At 33.9% G+C, this 20,857-nt stretch carries 18 protein-coding genes; 1 reads left to right on the top strand and 17 read right to left on the bottom strand.

Going from position 1 to position 20,857, the window contains the following annotated elements; translation table 11 throughout:
- Positions 1-22: 22 nt before the first annotated feature.
- From VCM44_RS00495 to VCM44_RS00550, 12 genes are all read right to left on the bottom strand, one after another.
- Positions 23-1,699, bottom strand: coding sequence for a GspE/PulE family protein (locus tag VCM44_RS00495; protein ID WP_199506614.1), 1,677 nt, complete (start codon positions 1,697-1,699; stop codon positions 23-25).
- Positions 1,700-1,773: 74 nt separating this feature from the next.
- On the bottom strand, positions 1,774-2,454 hold the full coding sequence (locus tag VCM44_RS00500) for a hypothetical protein (RefSeq protein WP_334677743.1): 681 nt from the start codon (positions 2,452-2,454) through the stop codon (positions 1,774-1,776).
- Positions 2,447-3,367 carry a bifunctional riboflavin kinase/FAD synthetase gene (locus VCM44_RS00505; protein WP_114706128.1) on the bottom strand — a complete coding sequence of 307 codons (921 nt, stop codon included), beginning with the start codon at positions 3,365-3,367 and terminating at the stop codon, positions 2,447-2,449. The genes VCM44_RS00500 and VCM44_RS00505 overlap by 8 nt, the downstream gene beginning before the upstream one ends.
- Entirely contained in the window at positions 3,354-5,012 is a 1,659-nt protein-coding gene (locus VCM44_RS00510; protein WP_114706127.1) for a BatD family protein, read from the bottom strand. Before VCM44_RS00510 ends, VCM44_RS00505 begins: the two co-directional genes overlap by 14 nt.
- Positions 5,012-6,787 (bottom strand): VWA domain-containing protein, encoded by a 1,776-nt coding sequence (locus tag VCM44_RS00515; protein ID WP_334677744.1) that lies wholly within the window; start codon positions 6,785-6,787, stop codon positions 5,012-5,014. Before VCM44_RS00515 ends, VCM44_RS00510 begins: the two co-directional genes overlap by 1 nt.
- A complete protein-coding gene (locus VCM44_RS00520) occupies positions 6,787-7,776 on the bottom strand; it encodes a VWA domain-containing protein (protein WP_334677745.1) in 990 nt (329 codons plus the stop codon). The genes VCM44_RS00515 and VCM44_RS00520 overlap by 1 nt, the downstream gene beginning before the upstream one ends.
- On the bottom strand, positions 7,766-8,530 hold the full coding sequence (locus tag VCM44_RS00525; RefSeq protein WP_334677746.1) for a hypothetical protein: 765 nt from the start codon (positions 8,528-8,530) through the stop codon (positions 7,766-7,768). Before VCM44_RS00525 ends, VCM44_RS00520 begins: the two co-directional genes overlap by 11 nt.
- Positions 8,527-9,372, bottom strand: coding sequence for a DUF58 domain-containing protein (locus VCM44_RS00530; protein ID WP_334677747.1), 846 nt, complete (start codon positions 9,370-9,372; stop codon positions 8,527-8,529). The genes VCM44_RS00525 and VCM44_RS00530 overlap by 4 nt, the downstream gene beginning before the upstream one ends.
- Position 9,373: 1 nt before the next feature.
- On the bottom strand, positions 9,374-10,321 hold the full coding sequence (locus VCM44_RS00535; RefSeq protein WP_114706122.1) for an AAA family ATPase: 948 nt from the start codon (positions 10,319-10,321) through the stop codon (positions 9,374-9,376).
- The gene (locus tag VCM44_RS00540) at positions 10,314-11,489 is read right to left on the bottom strand and encodes a class I SAM-dependent rRNA methyltransferase (RefSeq protein ID WP_334677748.1); all 1,176 of its coding nucleotides are present in this window, start codon (positions 11,487-11,489) and stop codon (positions 10,314-10,316) included. Before VCM44_RS00540 ends, VCM44_RS00535 begins: the two co-directional genes overlap by 8 nt.
- Positions 11,489-12,271 carry a hypothetical protein gene (locus tag VCM44_RS00545; RefSeq protein WP_334677749.1) on the bottom strand — a complete coding sequence of 261 codons (783 nt, stop codon included), beginning with the start codon at positions 12,269-12,271 and terminating at the stop codon, positions 11,489-11,491. The genes VCM44_RS00540 and VCM44_RS00545 overlap by 1 nt, the downstream gene beginning before the upstream one ends.
- A gap of 40 nt (positions 12,272-12,311) precedes the next feature.
- Positions 12,312-13,613, bottom strand: a complete 1,302-nt coding sequence (locus VCM44_RS00550) for a hypothetical protein (protein ID WP_334677750.1) — start codon at positions 13,611-13,613, stop codon at positions 12,312-12,314.
- Here VCM44_RS00550 and VCM44_RS00555 point away from each other — a divergent pair.
- Positions 13,612-15,951, top strand: coding sequence for an endonuclease MutS2 (locus tag VCM44_RS00555; RefSeq protein WP_334677752.1), 2,340 nt, complete (start codon positions 13,612-13,614; stop codon positions 15,949-15,951). The two genes, VCM44_RS00550 and VCM44_RS00555, sit on opposite strands and share 2 nt — an antisense overlap.
- Here the strand turns inward: VCM44_RS00555 and lepB are convergent.
- The 5 genes from lepB to VCM44_RS00580 form a co-directional block, all read right to left on the bottom strand.
- The gene (gene lepB, locus VCM44_RS00560) at positions 15,948-16,673 is read right to left on the bottom strand and encodes a signal peptidase I (protein ID WP_114706117.1); all 726 of its coding nucleotides are present in this window, start codon (positions 16,671-16,673) and stop codon (positions 15,948-15,950) included. The genes VCM44_RS00555 and lepB overlap by 4 nt on opposite strands.
- Positions 16,674-17,906 (bottom strand): penicillin-binding transpeptidase domain-containing protein, encoded by a 1,233-nt coding sequence (locus VCM44_RS00565; RefSeq protein WP_114706116.1) that lies wholly within the window; start codon positions 17,904-17,906, stop codon positions 16,674-16,676.
- Positions 17,890-18,495: an SAM-dependent methyltransferase gene (locus VCM44_RS00570; protein WP_114706115.1), complete on the bottom strand. Its 606-nt coding sequence runs from the start codon at positions 18,493-18,495 to the stop codon at positions 17,890-17,892. The genes VCM44_RS00565 and VCM44_RS00570 overlap by 17 nt, the downstream gene beginning before the upstream one ends.
- A gap of 468 nt (positions 18,496-18,963) precedes the next feature.
- The gene (locus tag VCM44_RS00575) at positions 18,964-19,128 is read right to left on the bottom strand and encodes a hypothetical protein (protein ID WP_158536798.1); all 165 of its coding nucleotides are present in this window, start codon (positions 19,126-19,128) and stop codon (positions 18,964-18,966) included.
- Between the two features lie 138 nt (positions 19,129-19,266).
- Positions 19,267-20,778 carry a hypothetical protein gene (locus VCM44_RS00580; protein ID WP_133296889.1) on the bottom strand — a complete coding sequence of 504 codons (1,512 nt, stop codon included), beginning with the start codon at positions 20,776-20,778 and terminating at the stop codon, positions 19,267-19,269.
- Positions 20,779-20,857 lie beyond the last annotated feature (79 nt).

The raw sequence follows: 20,857 nt of genomic DNA on the forward strand, positions 1-20,857 counted from the left end.
CTTTTGGTTCCTGTAGTTCCTACTATAGTTTATCGATACTTGAGTTTTTAACTGCTTCTTCCAATGTCGTAACACCCTCAGCAACTTTAGTGAGAGCCGACATTCGAAGTGTTTTCATACCGTCAGCAATGGCCTGTTTTTTTAAGTCATCAGATGAACAGTTTTTTAAAACTAGCTCACGTGCACCAGGAGTCATTTCTAAGACTTCATATATTGCGACACGCCCCTTATATCCACTACCATCACAGAACTCACAGCCTTTACCTTTGTAGACTTTTAAATTCTTTGCAGAGTTCGGGGTAACACCACAGGCTATAATTTCTTCAACGCCGACTGATTCATCAACAGCTTTGCAATTTTCACAAATCTTTCGACAAAGTCTTTGGGCAACAACCACATTCAATGAGCCTGTAATAAGAAAAGGCTCAAGTCCCATATTTAAAAGTCTTGTAACAGTAGATGGTGCATCGTTTGTGTGTAGAGTAGAAAGAACCATGTGCCCAGTTAGTGCTGCTTCAATAGCAATCTCACCAACTTCTTCATCTCGAATCTCCCCAACCATGATAATGTCAGGGTCTTGTCTAAGGAAGGCCTTAAGAGCTCTAGCAAAGTCTAAACCGATATCTTTTCGAACGTTAACCTGATTAATCCCCTCTAAGTTGAACTCACAAGGATCTTCAGCTGTTGAAATATTTTTCTCAATACTATTAAGTTCTGATAGTGCCGAATAAAGAGTTGTTGTCTTACCTGAACCAGTTGGCCCTGTTACTAAACACATCCCATATGGCTGCCTAATCCCCTCAAGAAAAACTTCTAATTGCTTTGGCTCAAATCCGAGTTTTGTCATATCAAGCTGAAGGTTTGATTGATCGAGAAGTCGCATTACAACTTTCTCTCCAAATAAAGTTGGAAGCGTTGAAACACGATAATCGATTGGGTTCCCATCGATCTCTAATTTAATACGTCCATCTTGAGGAATTCTTCTTTCAGAAATATCTAACTGACTTAGAATTTTCATTCTTGAAACCAGTGGCATAAGCATCGACTTTGGAGGCTGTGCGTATTCAATTAGAGAACCATCAAGACGGAATCTAATTCTAAAATTATTCTCATAAGGCTCTACGTGAATGTCTGAAACCTTTTTAAGATATGCCTCTGCTAAGATCTTATTAACAAATGAAATTACATCTTCACCAATATCTTCTTCTTTAACATTCTCATCACCTTGAGCTTGATCGGCCCTAACTTCTCTAACTGTTTCAAGAATTTCATCAATTGATGCGGTAATATTTTGGTAAAGAGCTTTCCATGCTGATAATGAGGTAAGGACAAACTCGACATTGGATTGAATATCTTTTTGAATTTCTGCTCTAACTTCTATTAATGAAGGATCAAAAATAGCAACAACAAGAGAGCCGGCCTGTCTTTTTAAAGGAACAATTCTATACTTTGTTGCAACACCCTTCTTAATCATTTGAAGAGTTGAGTCCGGAACCTTCGTCTCTGAAAGGTCAACATATGTAAGGCCACTATTTTCTGCAACGGCCTTTGCAAACTTCACATCATCAAAGAAGTTAAACTTTAATAAATCTAACTCAGAAACAACGCCAGGATTCTTATTTGCTGAAAGAGGAACCAAGTCTTTTCTTGGAACCATTCCAGTTTTTGCAATAACTTCGAGGAATTCTTTTCTTATCACTTTACTTTACCCAGTATAAATTTCTTTGAAAATTAACTACTTACAAACAAATAATTATTAACTATTTGTTTATATTATAACGTAAAGTTCCAAAATTTTTTTGCGGCCACTGCCTGTAGGTAAAGAAGTTCACTTCCATCAATATAAGTGAGTTTATTTGTCAGGGAAGACTCATGGAATGAATGTTTATAATTCATATCCCAGAAAATAGTATTTTTTGATAATGATAAATTAAAATGAAATGCTCGTGCACAACAATTAATTATCAACAATTTATCGAGGTTAAACTCTTGTTCAAAATTGATATCATTCAAGTTTCCATCAACACTTCTAGAGTACTGAACATAATCTATATTTAATTCATCAAATAAAACATTAAACATCTTTGCCATTGTTCCACTTCCAAGAACAACAACTTCTCTCTCATTATAGTTTTCTCTTAAAAAAATTTCTTTTGCCGCTAAATAGTCAGTATTTGTAGCAATATACTGACTTCCTTCTTTTTTAATGCAATTTATACCGCCAATCTTTCTAACGGTATTATCCATTTCCACAGTATTAATGAAATGAGTTTTATAGGGTGCAGTAATAGATAGGCCCATCTGCTCTTTAAAAATTTCATCAAGAGAAGGAATTGATTGAGGCTTTGCTATATCGAGAAGAGTATATTCGACTTCATTATTAAAAAGTTCAGCATAAATATCCGGAGATTTAGAATGATGAATACTTTTTCCTAAGAGAGCGAGTTTAATCATTGAAATATTCTCTTGTTTTATCAACATCTAAATTAATTTGCTCAATGAGATCGTTAACAGAATCAAACTTCTTTTCATCGCGAAGCCTTTTAATAAAAGATACCTCGATCTCGTTACCATAAATATCATTATCAAAGTCAAGGATATGAGTTTCGACAAAAACCCCCATACCATCAGTAAAAGTTGGATTATGACCAATATTAGTAACGGAATACCAAGTTGACTCACCAAATTTTGTCTTTGTTATATAGACACCGTTTTTTGGATATCGACGATATCTATCAAGATCGAGATTAGCTGTAGGAATGCCGATTTGACGTCCTCGTCCAGCACCTTTAATGACGCGTCCTCTTATAAAATAGTCGCGTTTTAGATACTTTCTAACTGATTCAACATCTCCATCAGCAAGGGCCTCTCTTACAATTGTACTTGAGACCTTTCCCCCCTCAACATCAAAAGAGCACAAAACTATCACTTCTGTATTAATATCTTCACAGTATTTTTTTACAAAACTATGATTACCCTTTTTTTGTGCACCAAATGCAAAATCGTGTCCAAGATAAAACTTAGCAGGGGCCTTTGCATTAAAAATAAACTCATCCAAAAAGTCCTTTGGTGGCATTAGAGAAATATCTCGATTAAATTCAATTTCAAATAAATAATCAATTCCTAATTCAGATAAAAGTTCACGCCTTTCTGAATAACTATTAATTAGATAATGCTCCTTGGGATTTAGGATCTGAATTGGGTGAGGTGTGAATGTAACAACAACTAATTTTAAGTTGGAGTTTTCGCACTCGTCCTTAATATTTCTTATAACTTTCTGATGGCCACAGTGGACACCGTCAAAATTACCAATAGTGACAGCATAGTCGAGTTCATTTAACTCATTCAAAGATTTAATTACTTTCATTTGATTCTCTTATTAGTTCGTTCCAATATTTCTTTTCGAACTTCAATGGAAGCTTTGCACCCTTGTATTCGTTTTTACTTGCGTTCTCAACTAAATTACTAAAATAAGTACGAGCTTCACTGCTTAAGTTTGAGTTTTCAATCTTATCTCCCAGACTATCACCTGACTTATTATTTGAATAGGTACAGATATAGTGAAAGATTTGAGAATAAACAAAGTTTTTCTTAAGATCATTAAGAGGATCTCTCTTAAATAATCTAATATATGGAAAAGCGGTTAAGGCAAGTATAAACACAGCAATCGCACCGAGTGAATAATTTATAATTGTCCAAATGTTGCGTTTTTGTGATGGTTTAAAGACAGGTGCCATAACATTTTGTTGAATATTCTTTTCGACAGTGCTTCTAATATTTTCTTTTGCTTCTTTGGCTACAGTTGTAGCTTCTTTTGAAGAAATATTTGAAGAAGATGTTCCCGAACCAATAATAGAAAGAGCATCAATTTCTAACTTCGTCGTTTCAAATTGATGTGTTAGTGGATTAAAAATAGATAATTCCAATGAGTTTTTTGGAATATCTTCGGAATATTTTGCAAGATATGTGTAATCAAAACGTTTATTCTTATCAAGAGGTGTTTTCTCAATCATTTCTGCACGGGCCTCAAATACTTCAAAAGCATCTGAGCTAATTAAACGAGGTGCTTCAAATTTCTCCAACGCACCGTCACCGACAACGTTTAACCTAGCCTCTAAAACATCATTTACAACAACCTTAGACTTATTAAAGCTCAGTTCAAAGCGATGTTGTCCAACAAGGCCAGTAAATGATTTTGGCATATTTTCTGTAGGTATTGGGATCGATTTAATTTTAACGCGATCACTTCGTATAACCTTTGTTTTATAAGTTGCGCTTGAAAAAGAAAATGACATTCCAAAAGCATTTCTTCTTCTACTTTTATAATCAGGATATTGAATTCTTAACTCAATTGGATCAATTGAAAGATCACCTGTTTTTTCTGGATACAATACTGACTTATAGACTAGTAACCTTTTATATACTTCACCTTGTATACTGACTCTTTCTACATTAGTGCGAGGTAATTCGAATCTCTTTAAAAAACCTTTTTGTACTGGGAACTTTACAAATTCAGGGTTTGTAATCTCACCCTTAAAATATACATAGTAATTTAAATCAATGCGCTCACCAACATAGGCTTGTGACTTATCAACCTCCGCTCTAACAAAATAATCTTGTAGGGCCGCTCTTTGCCTTAAAATTCGTACAGAGAGTGAGCGATGCTTTACAACGCTTCCACCTAAGTCGACTTCAATATCTTTTACAACAGTAGTACCAGGCTTTCTCGCTCTTATTTCGTAGACATAATTATAGATCTTCTTCTGGATCATTTTACCGCCAGCAAAAATCCCCTTAACCATCATACGGCTTGCATCATTAGTGTTATCAGAAATTATCTCTCCATTATTAAGTTTGAAACTTACATATGGCTCAACATTACTTTGACTTTCAAAAGAAATCGTTAACTTGAAGGAATCTTCTAATGCTACCTGACTTGAATTTACTTTTGCTGTAATTGTTTGTGCAAAAGTAGATAAACCAAGAAGTGAAATTAAAATCCATTTTATCATTACCAGTCCTTACGATTATTATCACCTTCAGATGAAGTATCTATAAATTTCTGTTGCAACTGAGCGTCATCATTCATAATTTGCTTAAAAACACCATTGGCCTTACGCATCTTCTTTTTACGTTTTGCCTGACTCTCAATCTGCTTCCATTGCTGCTGCTTAGTTTTTTGTTCTTTTTTATTACCATTTTTAGAATCTTTCTTTTGACTCTGCTGCTTTTTTTCTTGATCCTCTTTACCTTGACCAGACTTCTTTTTTTTCTTCTCTTGACCTTTATCGTCTTTATTTTGCCCCTGCTTTTTCTTCTGCTCAGAGTTCCCGTTATTGTCTTTATTCTGATCCTTATTCTTATCTTTTTGATCCTTGTTCTTTTTATCTTTCTTGTTTTTCTTATCTTGTTTCTTCTTTTGTTCTTGTTTCTTCAAGGCCAACTTAATTTGCTCAGTAATTTTCTTTTTTAAATCATTGTTTTGAGTACGTGTACTTATATAATCAAATAAGTTTAAAGAGTCCTCGAGTCGATTGTTTTTGAGTAAAGCTGTAGCGTAGTTAAAAAGGTCTTCATCCTTCTCATTCTCATAATTACTTAATGTTTCACTATAAATTTCTACGGACTGCTCTTGACCATTCTTCTGCTTTAAATATAGTTCTGCTAGCTTTAACTTTTCGTTATGAGTAATTTCTCCTCTACGCATTTTTTCAACTAGCTCATCTTGATAGGGGTTCGGCTGCGCTGCTAGATCTTCTTGATTTGCAAACGCTTTATCTTTCGGGCCAACAACAATTAACATTATGAAGATTGCTGTCATTGCATTAAACATTTTAAAGCGACTTAGTATCACGAAGATAACGTATGAGATAATAGCGCTAATAATAATCCAATACCCCAATACAGGACGAGATCTGAAACTTCCTTTAGAAAAGGCATTTAAATGTACATTTTTAAAAAAGTCCAATATCTCTTGAGTTGGTAAACTGTATGATTCGATAAACCATACTTTTGAATACTTTGATTTCTCTACTAAATCCTCAAAGAAAGTTTTATTTAATTTTGATACGATTTCAACATTGTTATGTTTTTTATATCGTCTAAAGTTTCCACGCTTATCACGAACAGGAATTTTACCACCATCCGGTGTTCCGACACCTACAATTCCAAGACTAATTTCTTCAGGGATTTCGACATCAATGCTTCCATGTTCTTCTCCATCAGTAATTAAGAGGATATTTCCCTTTGTGTACCCATTAGAAGTTTTAAAGTATTGAAATGCTTCCTTTAGAGCTAAACTAACATTTGAGCCCCCATCTGGTGCTGCCGACAACATTGTTTCTAGACGCGACTCAAGTATGTCTAAATCATCAGTAAATGGAACAATTTTTCTTTGAATATCAGAGAATATACTCAATGATACTTGGTGGCCAAAGGCATTCTTAACAAAATGTTTTGCAATAATAGCTGCCTTAGAAATTCGATTCGGCCTTACATCCTCTACAAGCATACTCATAGAATTATCAATAAGTATGAGTGTTCGTTGATTTGGTATATTAGATTCAACGACTTCTTCAGGACCTCTAAGATCTCCTACAGCAAAAGCAAAAATAAAAAATGATAAGAAATAGAAAATAATTGAAATTTTTTGTCTTTTCTTGATTTTCAATGACCAAATAGACTGCACTAGTTTAGAAAACTTATTTCTAATTCGTAGTGAAATCAATGAAAAAATTGCTACAACCACAACTGAAATCACTAATAATTTAATATTAACAAATTCCATTACGCAACTTCCCTATATCCAATACGTCGAATGGTTTCAACAAAAACTAATAAGAAGAATCCGGCCATCAGATATTTATAGTAGTCCTCTTTATAGATTATTCGTCCTTTAATTTCGAGGCCTTTCCTTTCAAGCTTATTAATTTCAGATAAAACTTCATTAAGAGAGTCATTGTCTGATGCCACAAAGTCTTTTCCACCAGACTCTTGTGCAATCTTGCGAAGAGTTTCAAAGTCCATGCTTTGGCCTGGCATATTTTGATAACGTTTTCGTCCATATGCATCTCTACCAACAGGTAGTTTTGCATTAGGATCACCACCAATACCAATTGTATAGATCTTAATTCCAAGCTCTTTTGCTTTTTCAGCGGCCTGCATAGGTGACATTAGACCAGCATTAGCACTACCGTCTGTTAGAAGAACAATTGACTTATTCGCCGCTATACTCGTCTCAGATCTTGCAAGTGCCAGACCTAAAGCGTCTCCAATATTTGTACCAGAACCTAAAAAACCAATTTTAATTTGTTCTATTGATTGCTCCACAAGCTTTAAGTCAGTTGTAACAGGAATTAGAGTAAAGACCTTATCTCCAAACATAATAATTCCAATTCGATCTACTGGCGAGAGCTCAACGAACTTTCGTATCTGTTCCTTAGCTGCTTCCAGGCGATTTGGAGGAAAGTCTTCTGCGAGCATCGAACGTGAAACATCCACAACAAAATAGATGTCATTAATTTCTTTTTTCACATTACTCTTACCCATCGGGGTTTTTGGCCCCATTAGAGCGAAGCTAATAAGAAGCCAAGAGATGACACCAAAAACAAATAGGATTCCTCGCATAATTGAGAAGGCATTTTGCGTACGATATTTCGGAGGTAGAATTAACTCCCCTTTTCTCATGACACTGAAGAAGTCTAAGGTCCAAAAAAGTAGTCCTACTAGACCAGCAATAAATAAATATTTATTTTGAAACACGTAACTATCTAACAACAATATTCTCCTTGGCCTTACGATGTGCCTCCTCTAATGCTATTAAATCGCTCTGATCCCAATCCTTCTTATATTGGACTTTATTAGTTAAGTTTAAATATTCGACATAAGCATCTTTATTAGAAAATATTTCATAAAACTTATGACGATTTGAGTATATATACTCGTGACCTTTACGATCTGATACCTTTTTAAATTCATCGACAATATTCTGCCAATGTTTCTTTTGAGCATTCTTTGTTTGAATCTTACGAAAGAATATATAGATTAAAATAAGAACAACAATTGCCGTTATAGAAATTAGCAGAATCATTAAAGGACTTAACTGGCCAGGTACACTCTTATCAAAAACAAAGAAGTCCTGTCTTGAAACCGGAGTATTAGAAAATGATATAGCAGAATAATCCACAGCGACTGCCATACCGCGATAATCCCAAATCTTTGGAAAGTTAGGCTTAGGTTCGCTTATTAGCACACCTCTAGCTTCAACAATATAATACTCTGGGTTTTCTTTTAAAATAAATTGCTTCTTTATTTTTAGGATTTTAATCATGTCCACAAAGTTTCTAGAAAGTAATGATTTTTTTATATCCTGATCACTTACTTCACTAATTGGATGTAGCATGATTTTAAAGTCTTTTATTTCTCCAACATCCCATGAATTCTCTTTATCGATAAGCTCAAGTGTTAGCTTTGTATCAAGTGCAAACGTAGACAGAGACAGAATAGAAATAATAAGTAAAAGAAACCTCATAGCATCTCCTTTACAAAAACATCTAAATAACGATCACTAACATCAATATCTTTCAAACGAAAATCATAATCTAGTTTTTCATTTTTCCCTTTAAAACGAGTATTAACTCGTCCACTCCCCTTTCCTGCGATTCGTCCAACTAGAGTAAATTTAAACTCATCAGAAGTATCTAAGGGAGTTAACAGCCTGAAGGCATGAACATGTCTTCTAACCGTTAACCTTTTTAAGGTCTCAGGAGAAAGAAATTCATAGAAGTCACTTAATATAACGACCTCTCTTTTTTTATAAAACTCTCTTACTAGCTCTTTATCGAATTTTGCGAAATTTCTTTCTTTTTGATTTACGAGGAACTCTGTATTTACCTCACCATTTTCATCAATAACTTTAGATTTTCTCAAGCTGTCGACAAATGCGACGAGGCCCGCTTCTCCTCTTTTCTTTTGAACTCTTACAACCTTATCGTTTAAACAAATTATTGTTTCAATATAGTCATGTGTTTTTTCTGAAAGTAAGTATAAAAGACTGATAATTTCAAAAGCCGCCTGTATTTTAGAGACGCCATTATGACCAATTACCATTCCGGGACTACAATCTAATAATATTGTTATTTCAACATTTCTTTCTTCTTCAAATGTCTTAATATATGGTGTATTCGTTTTTGCCACCATCTTCCAGTCTATAAAACGTACATCATCACCATGAACATATACTTGATGTTCTTTAAACTTAAGCCCCGTGCCTCTAAAGTGAGACTTAAGCATTCCAATAGAAAAAGAATTGGCCCTTTTAAAAAGACTATTCTTCATTCCTTGGACAATTTTATGTACTTCAACTGATTTCATATTAAATCATCTTTTGTGCGATCTTAACTGCAATATCCCTTGCGTTTTGGCCATCAATAGTGGCTTCATAAGTAAGAATAATTCTATGCCCTAGGACAGAGGCAACAACTTTCATAATATCATCTGGTGAAACGTAGTCTCTTTGGGCCATAAAGGCATTAAATCTTCCAAGCTTGTGTAGCCAAATTGCTGCACGTGGAGAAGCACCTGCTTGAACCAACCCTTTAAAGTCAGGAGAAAAGTGCTGATCACCAGGTCTTGTTGCTCTTACAATCTTTACAATTAAGTCTTTCATTTTATCATCAACATATACTTTTTCGACTTCATCTCTTATTGAAAGAATGTCATCTGTTGAAAGAATAGAAGCCATTTCATCTTTAATTTTTTCCATATCAAGAATTGATTTTTCAGCTTCAAAGTCTGGATAATTCACTTGTACCTTCATCATAAAACGATCAAGCTGTGCTTCAGGAAGAGGATATGTACCCTCTTGCTCTATCGGGTTTTGCGTAGCAAGAACGACAAATGGGCTCGATAGCTTATGTGTAGAATCTCCAATTGTTACTTGTTTTTCTGCCATGGCCTCTAATAAAGCCGATTGTACCTTAGCAGGGGAACGGTTTATCTCATCTGCGAGTAAAAGTTGTGTAAAGATTGGGCCAAACTTAGTAGAAAACTCTTCTTTTTGTTGAGAGTAGACCATAGTCCCTACTAAGTCCGATGGAAGTAAGTCTGGTGTAAATTGGACTCTTTTAAAGGTTAAATCACAGAGCTTACTCATTGTAGAAACAGAAAGAGTTTTACCAAGCCCAGGCATACCTTCAATTAGTAAATGTCCTTCACAAACAAGAGCTGCGATAATGCTATCAAGCATTTCATCTTGTCCATAAACAATACGTTTTGCTCTGTCTAAGACACTTAGTACTTTTTGTCTTGAATTATCAGTCATTTCTATCCACCTTATAAGCTAAATATTTTATGTAATTTGATCTTGAATCTAAATTTGATATTGGGTGATCAAGCCCTTGAATACCTGTATCAATTAATTTTACACTTACCCCTATTTTATTAGCAGCTTTAAGAACACATTGATCTAATTCACTCATACTAATATTTTGGGTACATGATGCAGCGGCAAGAAGGCCACCGTTTTCAATTATTTGAAAAATTTTGTTATATAATTTTTCATAACCTTTAAGTGCAGCTTTCTTATCTTTATAGTTCTTACTAAATGCTGGAGGATCACAAACGATAATATCATATTCATTACCGCTATTTATTGCACCATCAAGAAACTTAAATACATCACTTCTAATAAATGTTCCCTTGCCCGAAAAATTATTAAGACTGAGATGCTCATCGACGACACCTTGCATATTTGCCTGATCAACAAAATCGACTTTTGAAACATTTGCTCTAAGTAGATGCAGTCCCCAAGAACCAACATATGTAAACAGATCTAAGCCTTTCTTAAATGATTGCCCAGTTCTTATCGTTAGCTCTTCAAATTTACGACGATTTTCTCTATGATCGTAGTAGTAACCTACTTTTTGCATCAACTCTCGATCGATTTTATATTTGAATCCATTTTCAGTCACACTTATAACTTCAGGTAATTCATCTTTTTTAAAAGTGGGAAGTTCTTCAATTTTTCGATATGTTTCGTTATCTAGAAGTAAAACATCTTTATCAATCAATTCATTGAGATATGCCTTTATATCATTTCGAAACTGATCCATACCTGCTGAGTTAATTTGTAAAATAGCACAGTTTTCATATGAGTCGACAATAACACCAGGCAGACCGTCCGCTTCTCCGTAAATGAGTCTCGAATCTAGAGCATAGCCAATCTCTTTTCTATAAGAAACTGCATTTTTAATTAAGTTCTTAATTAAGGATAAGGGGTCATCTTGTGAATACTTATAAACACATATATTTTTTTTACGAGAAGAATTTGGATTAACAAAGCCTATGTGCTTAGCTTTATTAAATTCAAAGAAGCACCATTCACCAGGTCGATAAGATTTCAAACTATCTTCAATATCATTTTCAGAAAGCAGTATTACTTTTTCTTCAAACCGAAGATTTATTTTCTTCTTTATATTTATTGTTCTCATTATTCAATACCCATAAACTTCTTAGCTTTGCCTGTATTGATATGATAATTATTCACCTTCAAATTCATTTTTCCAAGATCAATCTTCTTATCACCATTCATGGCATAAGAGACTGTATTAATTTCACTTGGAAGACCAAACGTATTCACTTTATCGTATTCAATTTCAATTTCTTTTTTAACTGAAGACACCCCACGACCTTCACTAATAACGATTTGAGAAACAACACTCTTGCCTTTGGCCCACGACTTTTTAGAGTATGAAAAAGCGGTTGTAGTGATAAGGTTTGGGCTCTTTGTTTCAATTGATTTAATATGACCACTTGAATAGAACGATACAGATAAGTCTAGTAATTCTTTCTTTGATTTCACCCTAATATATCGGGCCGACTCTTTTGTATCTTTTTTATAAACACTTGATTCTAAAGCAGTTGTTAAATCTTTAGCTAAAATCAACTCAACATATGGCTTAACCTTAGCAATTAGTGTTTGCTTTAATAAATCAAATCCTTTCTCAGGTAGTCCTTCGACTCGAACACGTATGTTATTTGGAAATGACCAATACACTCGATAGTAGACATCATCCGGTACCAATGCCGTATTCGACTTAACGTAACTTTCCAAGTTAGGTTCCCTAATATCAAAGAATAGATCTTTAATTTCACCTGCTAGTGGTGTGTAGGTTCTTAATTTATGGTCTTCAAAAATTTTTTCGTTATTTGAAAAAACTGAAGATACAGATAGAAGTAATACAACAATTAGCGAAATATTAAATTTAAGCATAAAACGTCCTTTTAAGCTATTTTAAAAGGGACATACAGCATTACCAACTAGTTGAAATTATTTCCTTCCAATTGACTTTTGGAAGTATTAAATGCTTTTCTTTCTTATAAATGACCTTACCTTGTGCTCCCTTGACTCCTTTCAAGTTTTCTACCTGAGTAAAAATCACAGGTATTTGATCCGCACCAAATTCACTGTACTCAGCAAGCATTGAAGCAAGGACACTATAAGTATCAAAATCAAAGGTATCAGCATTTTTCGCAATTAGGTGTGCACTTTTATCACCATCTAGGTGAAACCACATATCTCCCTTAGTTGACCATTTACTTCTGATATAATCATTTCCTCTCGTATTTAGGCCAATGGCGATTGAGATTTCGCCCCATTTTACAATGACATGATCATCCGACTTTTTAGGTTCATTACTACTTTGTGCTACTTTCTTCCATATTGGAGTATTTACTTTTTCCTGAACAAAGGTTTGTTTTTTATTCTCTAATTCTTCGATCACATCTTGTAATCTCTTAGTGAGAAACTCCTCACCTTTTTTTAATTTCTTTATCTTAGTGAAAACACTATTCTTTTTTTGATAATAATTTGCACTATAATCAAATTTAACTTTGAAGTTCTTATATTTAAAAACGTGACCTGATAAATCTAAGTCATCCTTAATTAATTTCTCTTCGATTTCATGTCTAATCTTACAATTCTCTAGGTCTTTAGAGATAAGAGACTTTTTACGTAGTAGTTTCTTATTGTAACCAGTTTCAACTTTTTTATTAAAGACATCATTCGCCTCTAGAACAAGTTTTGATTCTTTAATATTCTTTATATCTAATTGTTTACGCCCTATTTCATCAAATAAATCAAAATCAGACTCTTCATTAAACTCAAGTTTCTTTTGTGAAATCCATGGAGAGAAGTGCATCCATTTGTTATTAGATTGATAAATATATGAGAAATATAGCTGTCGGCCTTTCCAAAATAACAATAGCCTAGATTTATCTAGAAACTGAAAGGATAAACACTTATCAAGTGTATCTGCTTCTATTTTAACGAGTCTCGCATTTCTTATATTTGATCTTAAAAACTCGAGGAACTGATCTCTTTGGATACGATATTCTGAAGGTATAGTTTGAATCGTATCCCAAACCCCACAGTATTCTCCACCTCTGCCAATCGTTATACAAAGGTTTTTTCCCCTAAGCCTAAGTTGAAGTAATAGCAACTTGCCTGATGAAAAAATCTTTTGGATTTTAGGACATGTTGATTCCCCATTTTCCATAATTTGCTTGTTAATTTTATCGACATTTTGTCCAAGCTCTGAGAAATTTAAATTCATGAATAATCCAACTATTTTGTCACAAACGCTTAGTAATATTGACTGGAGTAAAATTGCTTCAGAAATTACAACGTATGCGAAATTTGATACCAATAAAAGTATTATAGAACAAAACCCAAAGGTTTACGAATTTGAATCCTTAGCTTCTCACTTTTCTAATTTAAACGAATTAATTAAAAAGATTGATGAGATAGGAAGTTTACATGAGATATTCTTTAGCAATCTAAGAGATAATCAAGAAAATCATAACGCGCTTAACTACATCTCTAAAGGCGGCGTTGCAACAATAGATCAACTTAACTTTTTAGCAAATCTTATTGAGAATCTTTTTCCAATTAAGCGAACACTTAACTTTGGAGACTATAGAGAAATCCTTGAAGATTTCATTAATAAAACTCAACGCCTAAAAAGTAAATTCATCAACCCATTTAGAAAGTTTGTTGATGCCGATGGAAGCGTACACCTTGAAAAACATCCAATTATTGCACCTTTGATTCAGGAACAAATATCACTTGAAAGAAGAATACGTGAGACGATTAACTTTTTATTAAAAGATGAAGATATCTCTAAACGTCTACAAATGGATACATTTGACATCATAAATGAAAGATTTGTCATTCCTATTAGAAGTGATTCTTACCGAAGTGATCTTGGAAGCATTGTCGCTCGATCATCAACTGGAAATACACTTTTTGTCGAACCTGTATCGACGAGAAAAATGGCCAACGAATTAATCGAAATAAATTCCAAGATAGATTATGCACTATCTCAGATCTGTAAAGGCTACTCTGAACAAATTAGTAATGATATTCAAGTAATGAAAGATATTTATTCTTTCTATATTTCACTTGATTATACAAATACATTAGCAAGTTATTCACATGCAAAAAACTTCTGCTATCCAGAAATCAGTGCTGATGGTGAAACCATCATTACAGACTTCTATCATCCTTTAATCGATGAGTGTGTCACAAATAGTATTGAACTAGAAAGTAATCATAAAGGCATAATTATTTCTGGGCCTAATACAGGTGGAAAGACAGTAAGTATAAAGAGTATTGTCATATCTCATCTATTTTTTAAACTTGGGCTTTTCATTCCTGCACAAAAGGCAAAATTACAGTACAAAACAGATATCTTCTATTTTGATAGCGACTATCAAGATCTTGAGATGGGACTTAGTTCTTTTGCTGGTGAAGTTAAAGTCATTCTCGGTATGCTTGAAAATATTCAAAATAACTCACTTATTGCCGCTGATGAGATATTTAATTCAACATCTTCAGATGAAGCATCTTCTCTTGCATACTCTATAATTAACTATGTTACACATGAGCTTGGATGTGATGTACTTATTTCAACTCACCACCAACTTTTAAAAACCAAAATGCAAGACAATCCAGACTTCCTTTCGGCCCATGTTGGTTATGACTTTGAAAAGAATTGTCCGACATATAAACTTGCTATGGGGACCCCTGGCTCATCAATGGCCCTTGAAATCTTCAAACGCTTAAGTCATGAACATTCAATCCCTACAAAAATTCTCGATAATGCTAAGAAGATGTTAGATACAAAATATGTAACATATGAAAAGTTATTACAGGATTTATCTCGGAAACAAGAAAAAATCGATAAAACACTACGTGAGAATAAACAGCTCAACTTTGAATTAAAAAATCAAAAGAAGTCTCAAGAAGGTATTCTCTTTCTCGAAAAGCAAAGAGCTTTTGATAATTATGAAAAAGAGATACGAAAAATCATTAAAGGCCTAAATGACGTTAAGGCTAAAAGCCTAAGTAATGAAATTACACATCTAAGTAAACAGTTTGAAAAGCTAAAGCCTGATCATGACGAGAAGAAAGCGAAAGAAGAAGTACGTACCGTAGCAAAAGAGATCAAACAGGGGCACCGCTATTTTTGCGATCGCCTAAATACAACATGTGTAGTCTCTGAGATTAAGGGTAAGAATTGTATTGTCGAGGTCAATGGTAAAAAAATAACAGTTCCTAAAAATTCTCTCTTTGATCAACAAGGTATTGATCGCAATAAAAAGGCAAAGCCTAAGAAAGAAGTACAAATCAATGTCTTCAAAACAATTAATTATACAACTGAAGTTAATTGTCGTGGAATGAGACTAAGTGAGTTTCAGCAAAAAGTCTTCTCTTGTATTGATGATTTAAGAATGGGTCATATACCATATCTAATCATTGTCCATGGCCATGGTGATGGAACACTTAAGAAATGGCTTAGAAATGAGATGAGAAGGCACAAAGACTTAACTTGGACACCTGATGAAGGCAATGACGGCGCAACGAGAATTGACTTGGTAAACAATAATTAATTTATTGATTTGAAGATTCGATCAAAGTTTATTGTCATTTGTCCTGAATAACTATCTTGTTTCATCGAAAACCACACAAAGAAGGCGCGACCTCTTATATTTTCAAATGGTACAAAACCCCAAGCACGAGAATCTGAGGAATTGTCGCGATTATCACCCATTACAAAATAGTGGCCTTCAGGGATTTTAGTTTTTTTGAAATTTAATTTATAGATATTATCCATATCCTTTTTAACAACAAATTCTTTATCATTAACTGTTGTTTGAAAATATTCATAATTATCATTATTTTTTGTAGCAATTAATTTCTCAGACATTTTTTGACCATTAATGAGGACTTCCTTATTTTTAATTTCAATAGTCTCACCTGGTAGGCCAATAACTCTTTTTATGTAATTTATTTTCAAGTCATTTGGATACTTGAATACAATGATATCCCCTCTTTCAACTTCATTAGTACGAAAGAGATAAGTAGGTGTTAAATTAATATTTCCAAGAGCGATATCAGAAAATGGAACTTTCAATCCATATTGAAACTTTTTTACAAGGATGAAATCTCCAATTTCTAAGGTTGGTATCATTGACCCAGAAGGGATTCTATATGGTTCAAATAAAACTGAGCGAAAGATTAAAAGTGAAATGATTATAATGAATGAATCGCGAGTCATCTTAATAAATGTCTTCTTACGATTTAAAATCTTCTCTTCTATCAATTCACTCACTTACTTAAGCCCTCTATAGTATCTTGAGATTATTTCCTGTGCTAATTTTGTGGATTTAACATACCACTTTTCATAGTTAATAATCATAACACAAACAGAGATGCCCTTGTCATTATTATCCTTTTTAGGTTTTGCATAAGAAGTAAACCAGTCTCGTTTTCCATAGGGGAATCCACCTGTAATAGAACCTGTTTTACCTCCCATTTCAAGCTTGCTTGAAAGGCGACGATTCATATAACGTCTAAAGGTTCTTCTTGCTGTACCCCTTTTAATCGTTCCCTGCATTAGTTCAGATAACTCATCAGCAACTTTCTTATTTATAACTCGTTCTTTTCTTATTTCGTTTGTCCAGACATCCTCGCTCTTATTATCACTTAAATGCAGTGCCAAACGTGGATAAGTCAGCTCTCCCTCATTTGCCACAATGCTTGAAATCACAGCACAATGAACTGGTGACATCTGTGTGCGTTTATTAAAACCTGACGCTATCTCGGCCAAGGCGTAATCAGTTTTTGGAACTTCAAATGTTGAGCGAGCTAAATCGATTTCACTCATAAGGTCTTCATTAAAGCCTAACTTTTGCGCCATTTGCTCTAGCTCCTGTGGAGTTGTGTTGTTAATGGCGGCCTTACCAAAGATTACATTATTTGAATATGCAAAGGCACGATCAAAAGAAGTCGACCTCTGCCAACGTGTCTTCTTATTTTTTAGCTGGTACTTATAAAGAGTTGTCCCTCTTCCTCGGTACTTAAATTTATCATGAATATCGAAGTCAGCATTATTTACAAGATCCGCACTAGTTACAATCTTAAAGACACTGGCGGCGGGATGGGTCCCAGTAAATGGTAGTAAATAATCAAAGACTTTCCCTTTTCTAGTAAAACCGAGGGAAACTAAAAGATTTCCATTATTATTATCCATTACAACAACAGCTGCTTTATCAGGACGATAGTAGCGCAACCTCCAGCGAACAAACTTTTCAAGCTTCTTATCTGTTGCGTACTCAATATTATACAATTTGCCATTGTGTTGAATTGATTGTTGAAATGGTTCAACCGGGTCCAATAATTGACTGGAGAGATAGTGCTTTAGTTGCTGATCACTAATAACACTTGGTTTACTTTCAACTTTTGCTTTTTTATTCTCTTCTTTTCCTAAAAAGAAAAAACCAATCAAGGCAAGTGGGGCCAAGATTAGTAAATACTTATAGATAAATTTATACTTTTTGATCACCTTTATAGCCTTTACCAATCACAAAGAATTCCTTACTTACCGATCGTGTCGATTTTGGCTTTAAAAAATGGAATTCTTTAAAAATGTTTTTTTGTGATTTTAAAAAGACTTGCGCCTCATGGCCATCAAATACTTTAATAACAAAGTTTCCACCAGGCTTTAAAAAGACAGGTAAGTGATGAAAAACCTGCTCAATAAGGTTTAAACTCCTTAACTGGTCAACTGATCGAACACCCGTTGTATTAGGGGCCATATCAGAAATAACAACATCAAAGCGATCATCAAAATCAAGCTCTTCTACTGTCGTTACATCAAAAATACTCTTTTCAAAGAGTTTAATATTCTTAACCCCTAAAAGTTTCTTATTGACTGGTTTGATATCGATACCGACAGCAAAGCCATCTGGCCCAATCTTCTTACTCGTGTACTGCATCCACGAGCCTGGGAAATAACCTAAATCAAGAACATTATTACCCTTCTTAATAACTTTATACTTATTATCAATCTCTTCTAATTTATAAATTGAGCGAGCAAGAAAGTTCTCTTTCTTGGCCTTTTTATAATAGTAATCCTTAACTTTAAACGTCATGACCTCAACCTTATACTTACTATTAGCTAAACATTATTTGCAGAACTGAATTCATGCTAATTTGTAAGCGCATCTATATTTTCTTACATCTGAGAGCAAAATATTTTTTTATTTTGTGAAAAAACTTATTGACTCAGGTTTTTTACTAACATTATTAACAGAGTTATCCACACTTGACTATAATCGTTGGTTATTTTTCACTGTCTTTACTTTTACTAATGAAATCCCTTATTTTCAATACTTTACCATCTATGTTGCGTAGTGATGTCATACTTTGACAGGTTGCGAACCAACTTACCAACAAAAAACACCAAGTTATCAACATATACACATTTCAAAGTGCTTTCAAAGCTTGTCAACAATATTTTTAGAATTTTATTGTAAGAAATTTGGGGATAAACGCCCCTTGTACGAGATGTACAATAATACTTATTTTAAAGGTCTTAGGGCCATTTCTGGCCCATAAGATTATTCTGACGTTACCATATATTCCAACTCATCAGTACTTGCTAAAATAGCACCGTACTCTTCACCATCATCATATGTGAATGAACTAGCAATCAGCTTGATGCTACCATCAAGTGGATCAACTAAAACAAATGGCTCGTTGGAATTAGATGCTTCTCTTCGCATCTTGTAGGACTCAGAAAACTCTTCAAATAACTGTCTTGTTATATGAGATTTAAACAGATGAAACTCCCTTTCATCGTTAACGTTATCTTAATTATAAATTAAATCTCAAATAAAGATAGCGATTTAAGAGTGAGCAATTTAGTCAATTGCTCCTATTGTACGCAATAAGATCTTCACACGTCCCTCAAAGTGAGAATCCAATAAGCAAATGATGATATAGACAGCATAGATCATATTGCGACGACTTCTAAGGTGGCGAATTTTTTGAAAAATAACTTCGATTAAGAGTACGCTGAAGAAGGCCAGAGGCCATAAAATAGAAAAGTCCTGAAATGTTCGTGAACTAAATAGAATATCGATCAAGATAAGGCATAGAATTGATATAGCAACCTTCATCGATAAATCATGCGAGATATTTAAAACTTGGTTTTTTTCGCTTCTAGTTTGCCCAATTAACTTATAAATAAATACACCTAGGCCAAAGATAGAAAGTATGAAAAATGACTTTCTAAAAAAGAGTCTCGTAAGCTCCGCATAGATAATGTTTATACTCTCAATCATCTGTACAGAAACGTTACTTGTTGAGAAAAAGAATAATGAAATTGAAAGAAAAACACCTAATAAAGTATATTTGAAAAATTGTCTGCGATACCAGTATGTCTCTTCTTTTAAGAATACAAAGTGAATTAGCAGAAGTTGTACAACTAATAAGATGATATTGGATTTATCAATAACAGTACCCCAGGCACCGAGTAGACCAATAAAGAGACCAGAGCGATAAGTTGAACTCTTAGTCGACCATAGAGTTGACCATACCCACACAACAGAGAAAGTTGTTAGAAGCGTAAATCCAAAATTATTGGCCAAGATTTTAGAAAATGACCACGAAGAGACTAAGGCAAAAACTCCAAGTAACGAAAGCCTACGAGAGACAAAGTTTCTCAGCAGAGCATAGAAAGTCATCAAAAATAAAGACATTGTCACAAAGTAAAAATGAACAGACCAAGATAAATTTAGAAGTTGTGGATACTTACTAAAAGGAATGTAATTGATAGAAATAAAGTTCCAAAAGGCACCCGATACTTTTTCACCTGGGTCAAAGAATAAACGAAGTGAGCCAGTTGAAAAAAGGTTTGGTAGTTCAGGAAGTGATGTAAAGAACATCACAACAGTTAAAAATAGAACTGTCTTTTCGAATTTATCTAAATAGCGATACTCATGAAAGTTAGTCGAAACAGACTCTTTAATAATTTTTCCACGAGTGGGCCATGAATAAAATAGGCCCATAACAACCCACGTAACCCAAAATATATTATAACTCCATTTATGAGGGAGGAGACTTAGTAGGTTAAAATAGATGGCCATAAAGAACATCCCCATAAAGAGACGATAAACCACCCTATCGATTGAGGAGTTCACTTTAAAATAAATTTTTAAACGATGATCAATTTCCTTACCTAGAAGGAACCATTGAGAAACAATGAACATAGAAAAGAAGATCATGGCTATAATTTGCCAAATTGGTGCTAAGTTCACTTCTTTTTGTAAATAAATTGGAAGTAGCAGAAACGTAAAGTATGTAACTAGCCGAAATGACAAGAATTTAGTTTTTTCAACGAAAATATCCGACTTTTTTTCTAAAGTTTTCACCATAATACCCGATAAATTTAGTACAAAATCCCAATCCCAAAATTACTTTCTCGAAAAGTACCCGTCTTAACAGGCGGGT

Origin of the sequence: Halobacteriovorax sp. DPLXC-1, from assembly GCF_036903125.1 — a bacterium.
In the GTDB taxonomy this organism is placed as follows: domain Bacteria; phylum Bdellovibrionota; class Bacteriovoracia; order Bacteriovoracales; family Bacteriovoracaceae; genus Halobacteriovorax_A; species Halobacteriovorax_A vibrionivorans.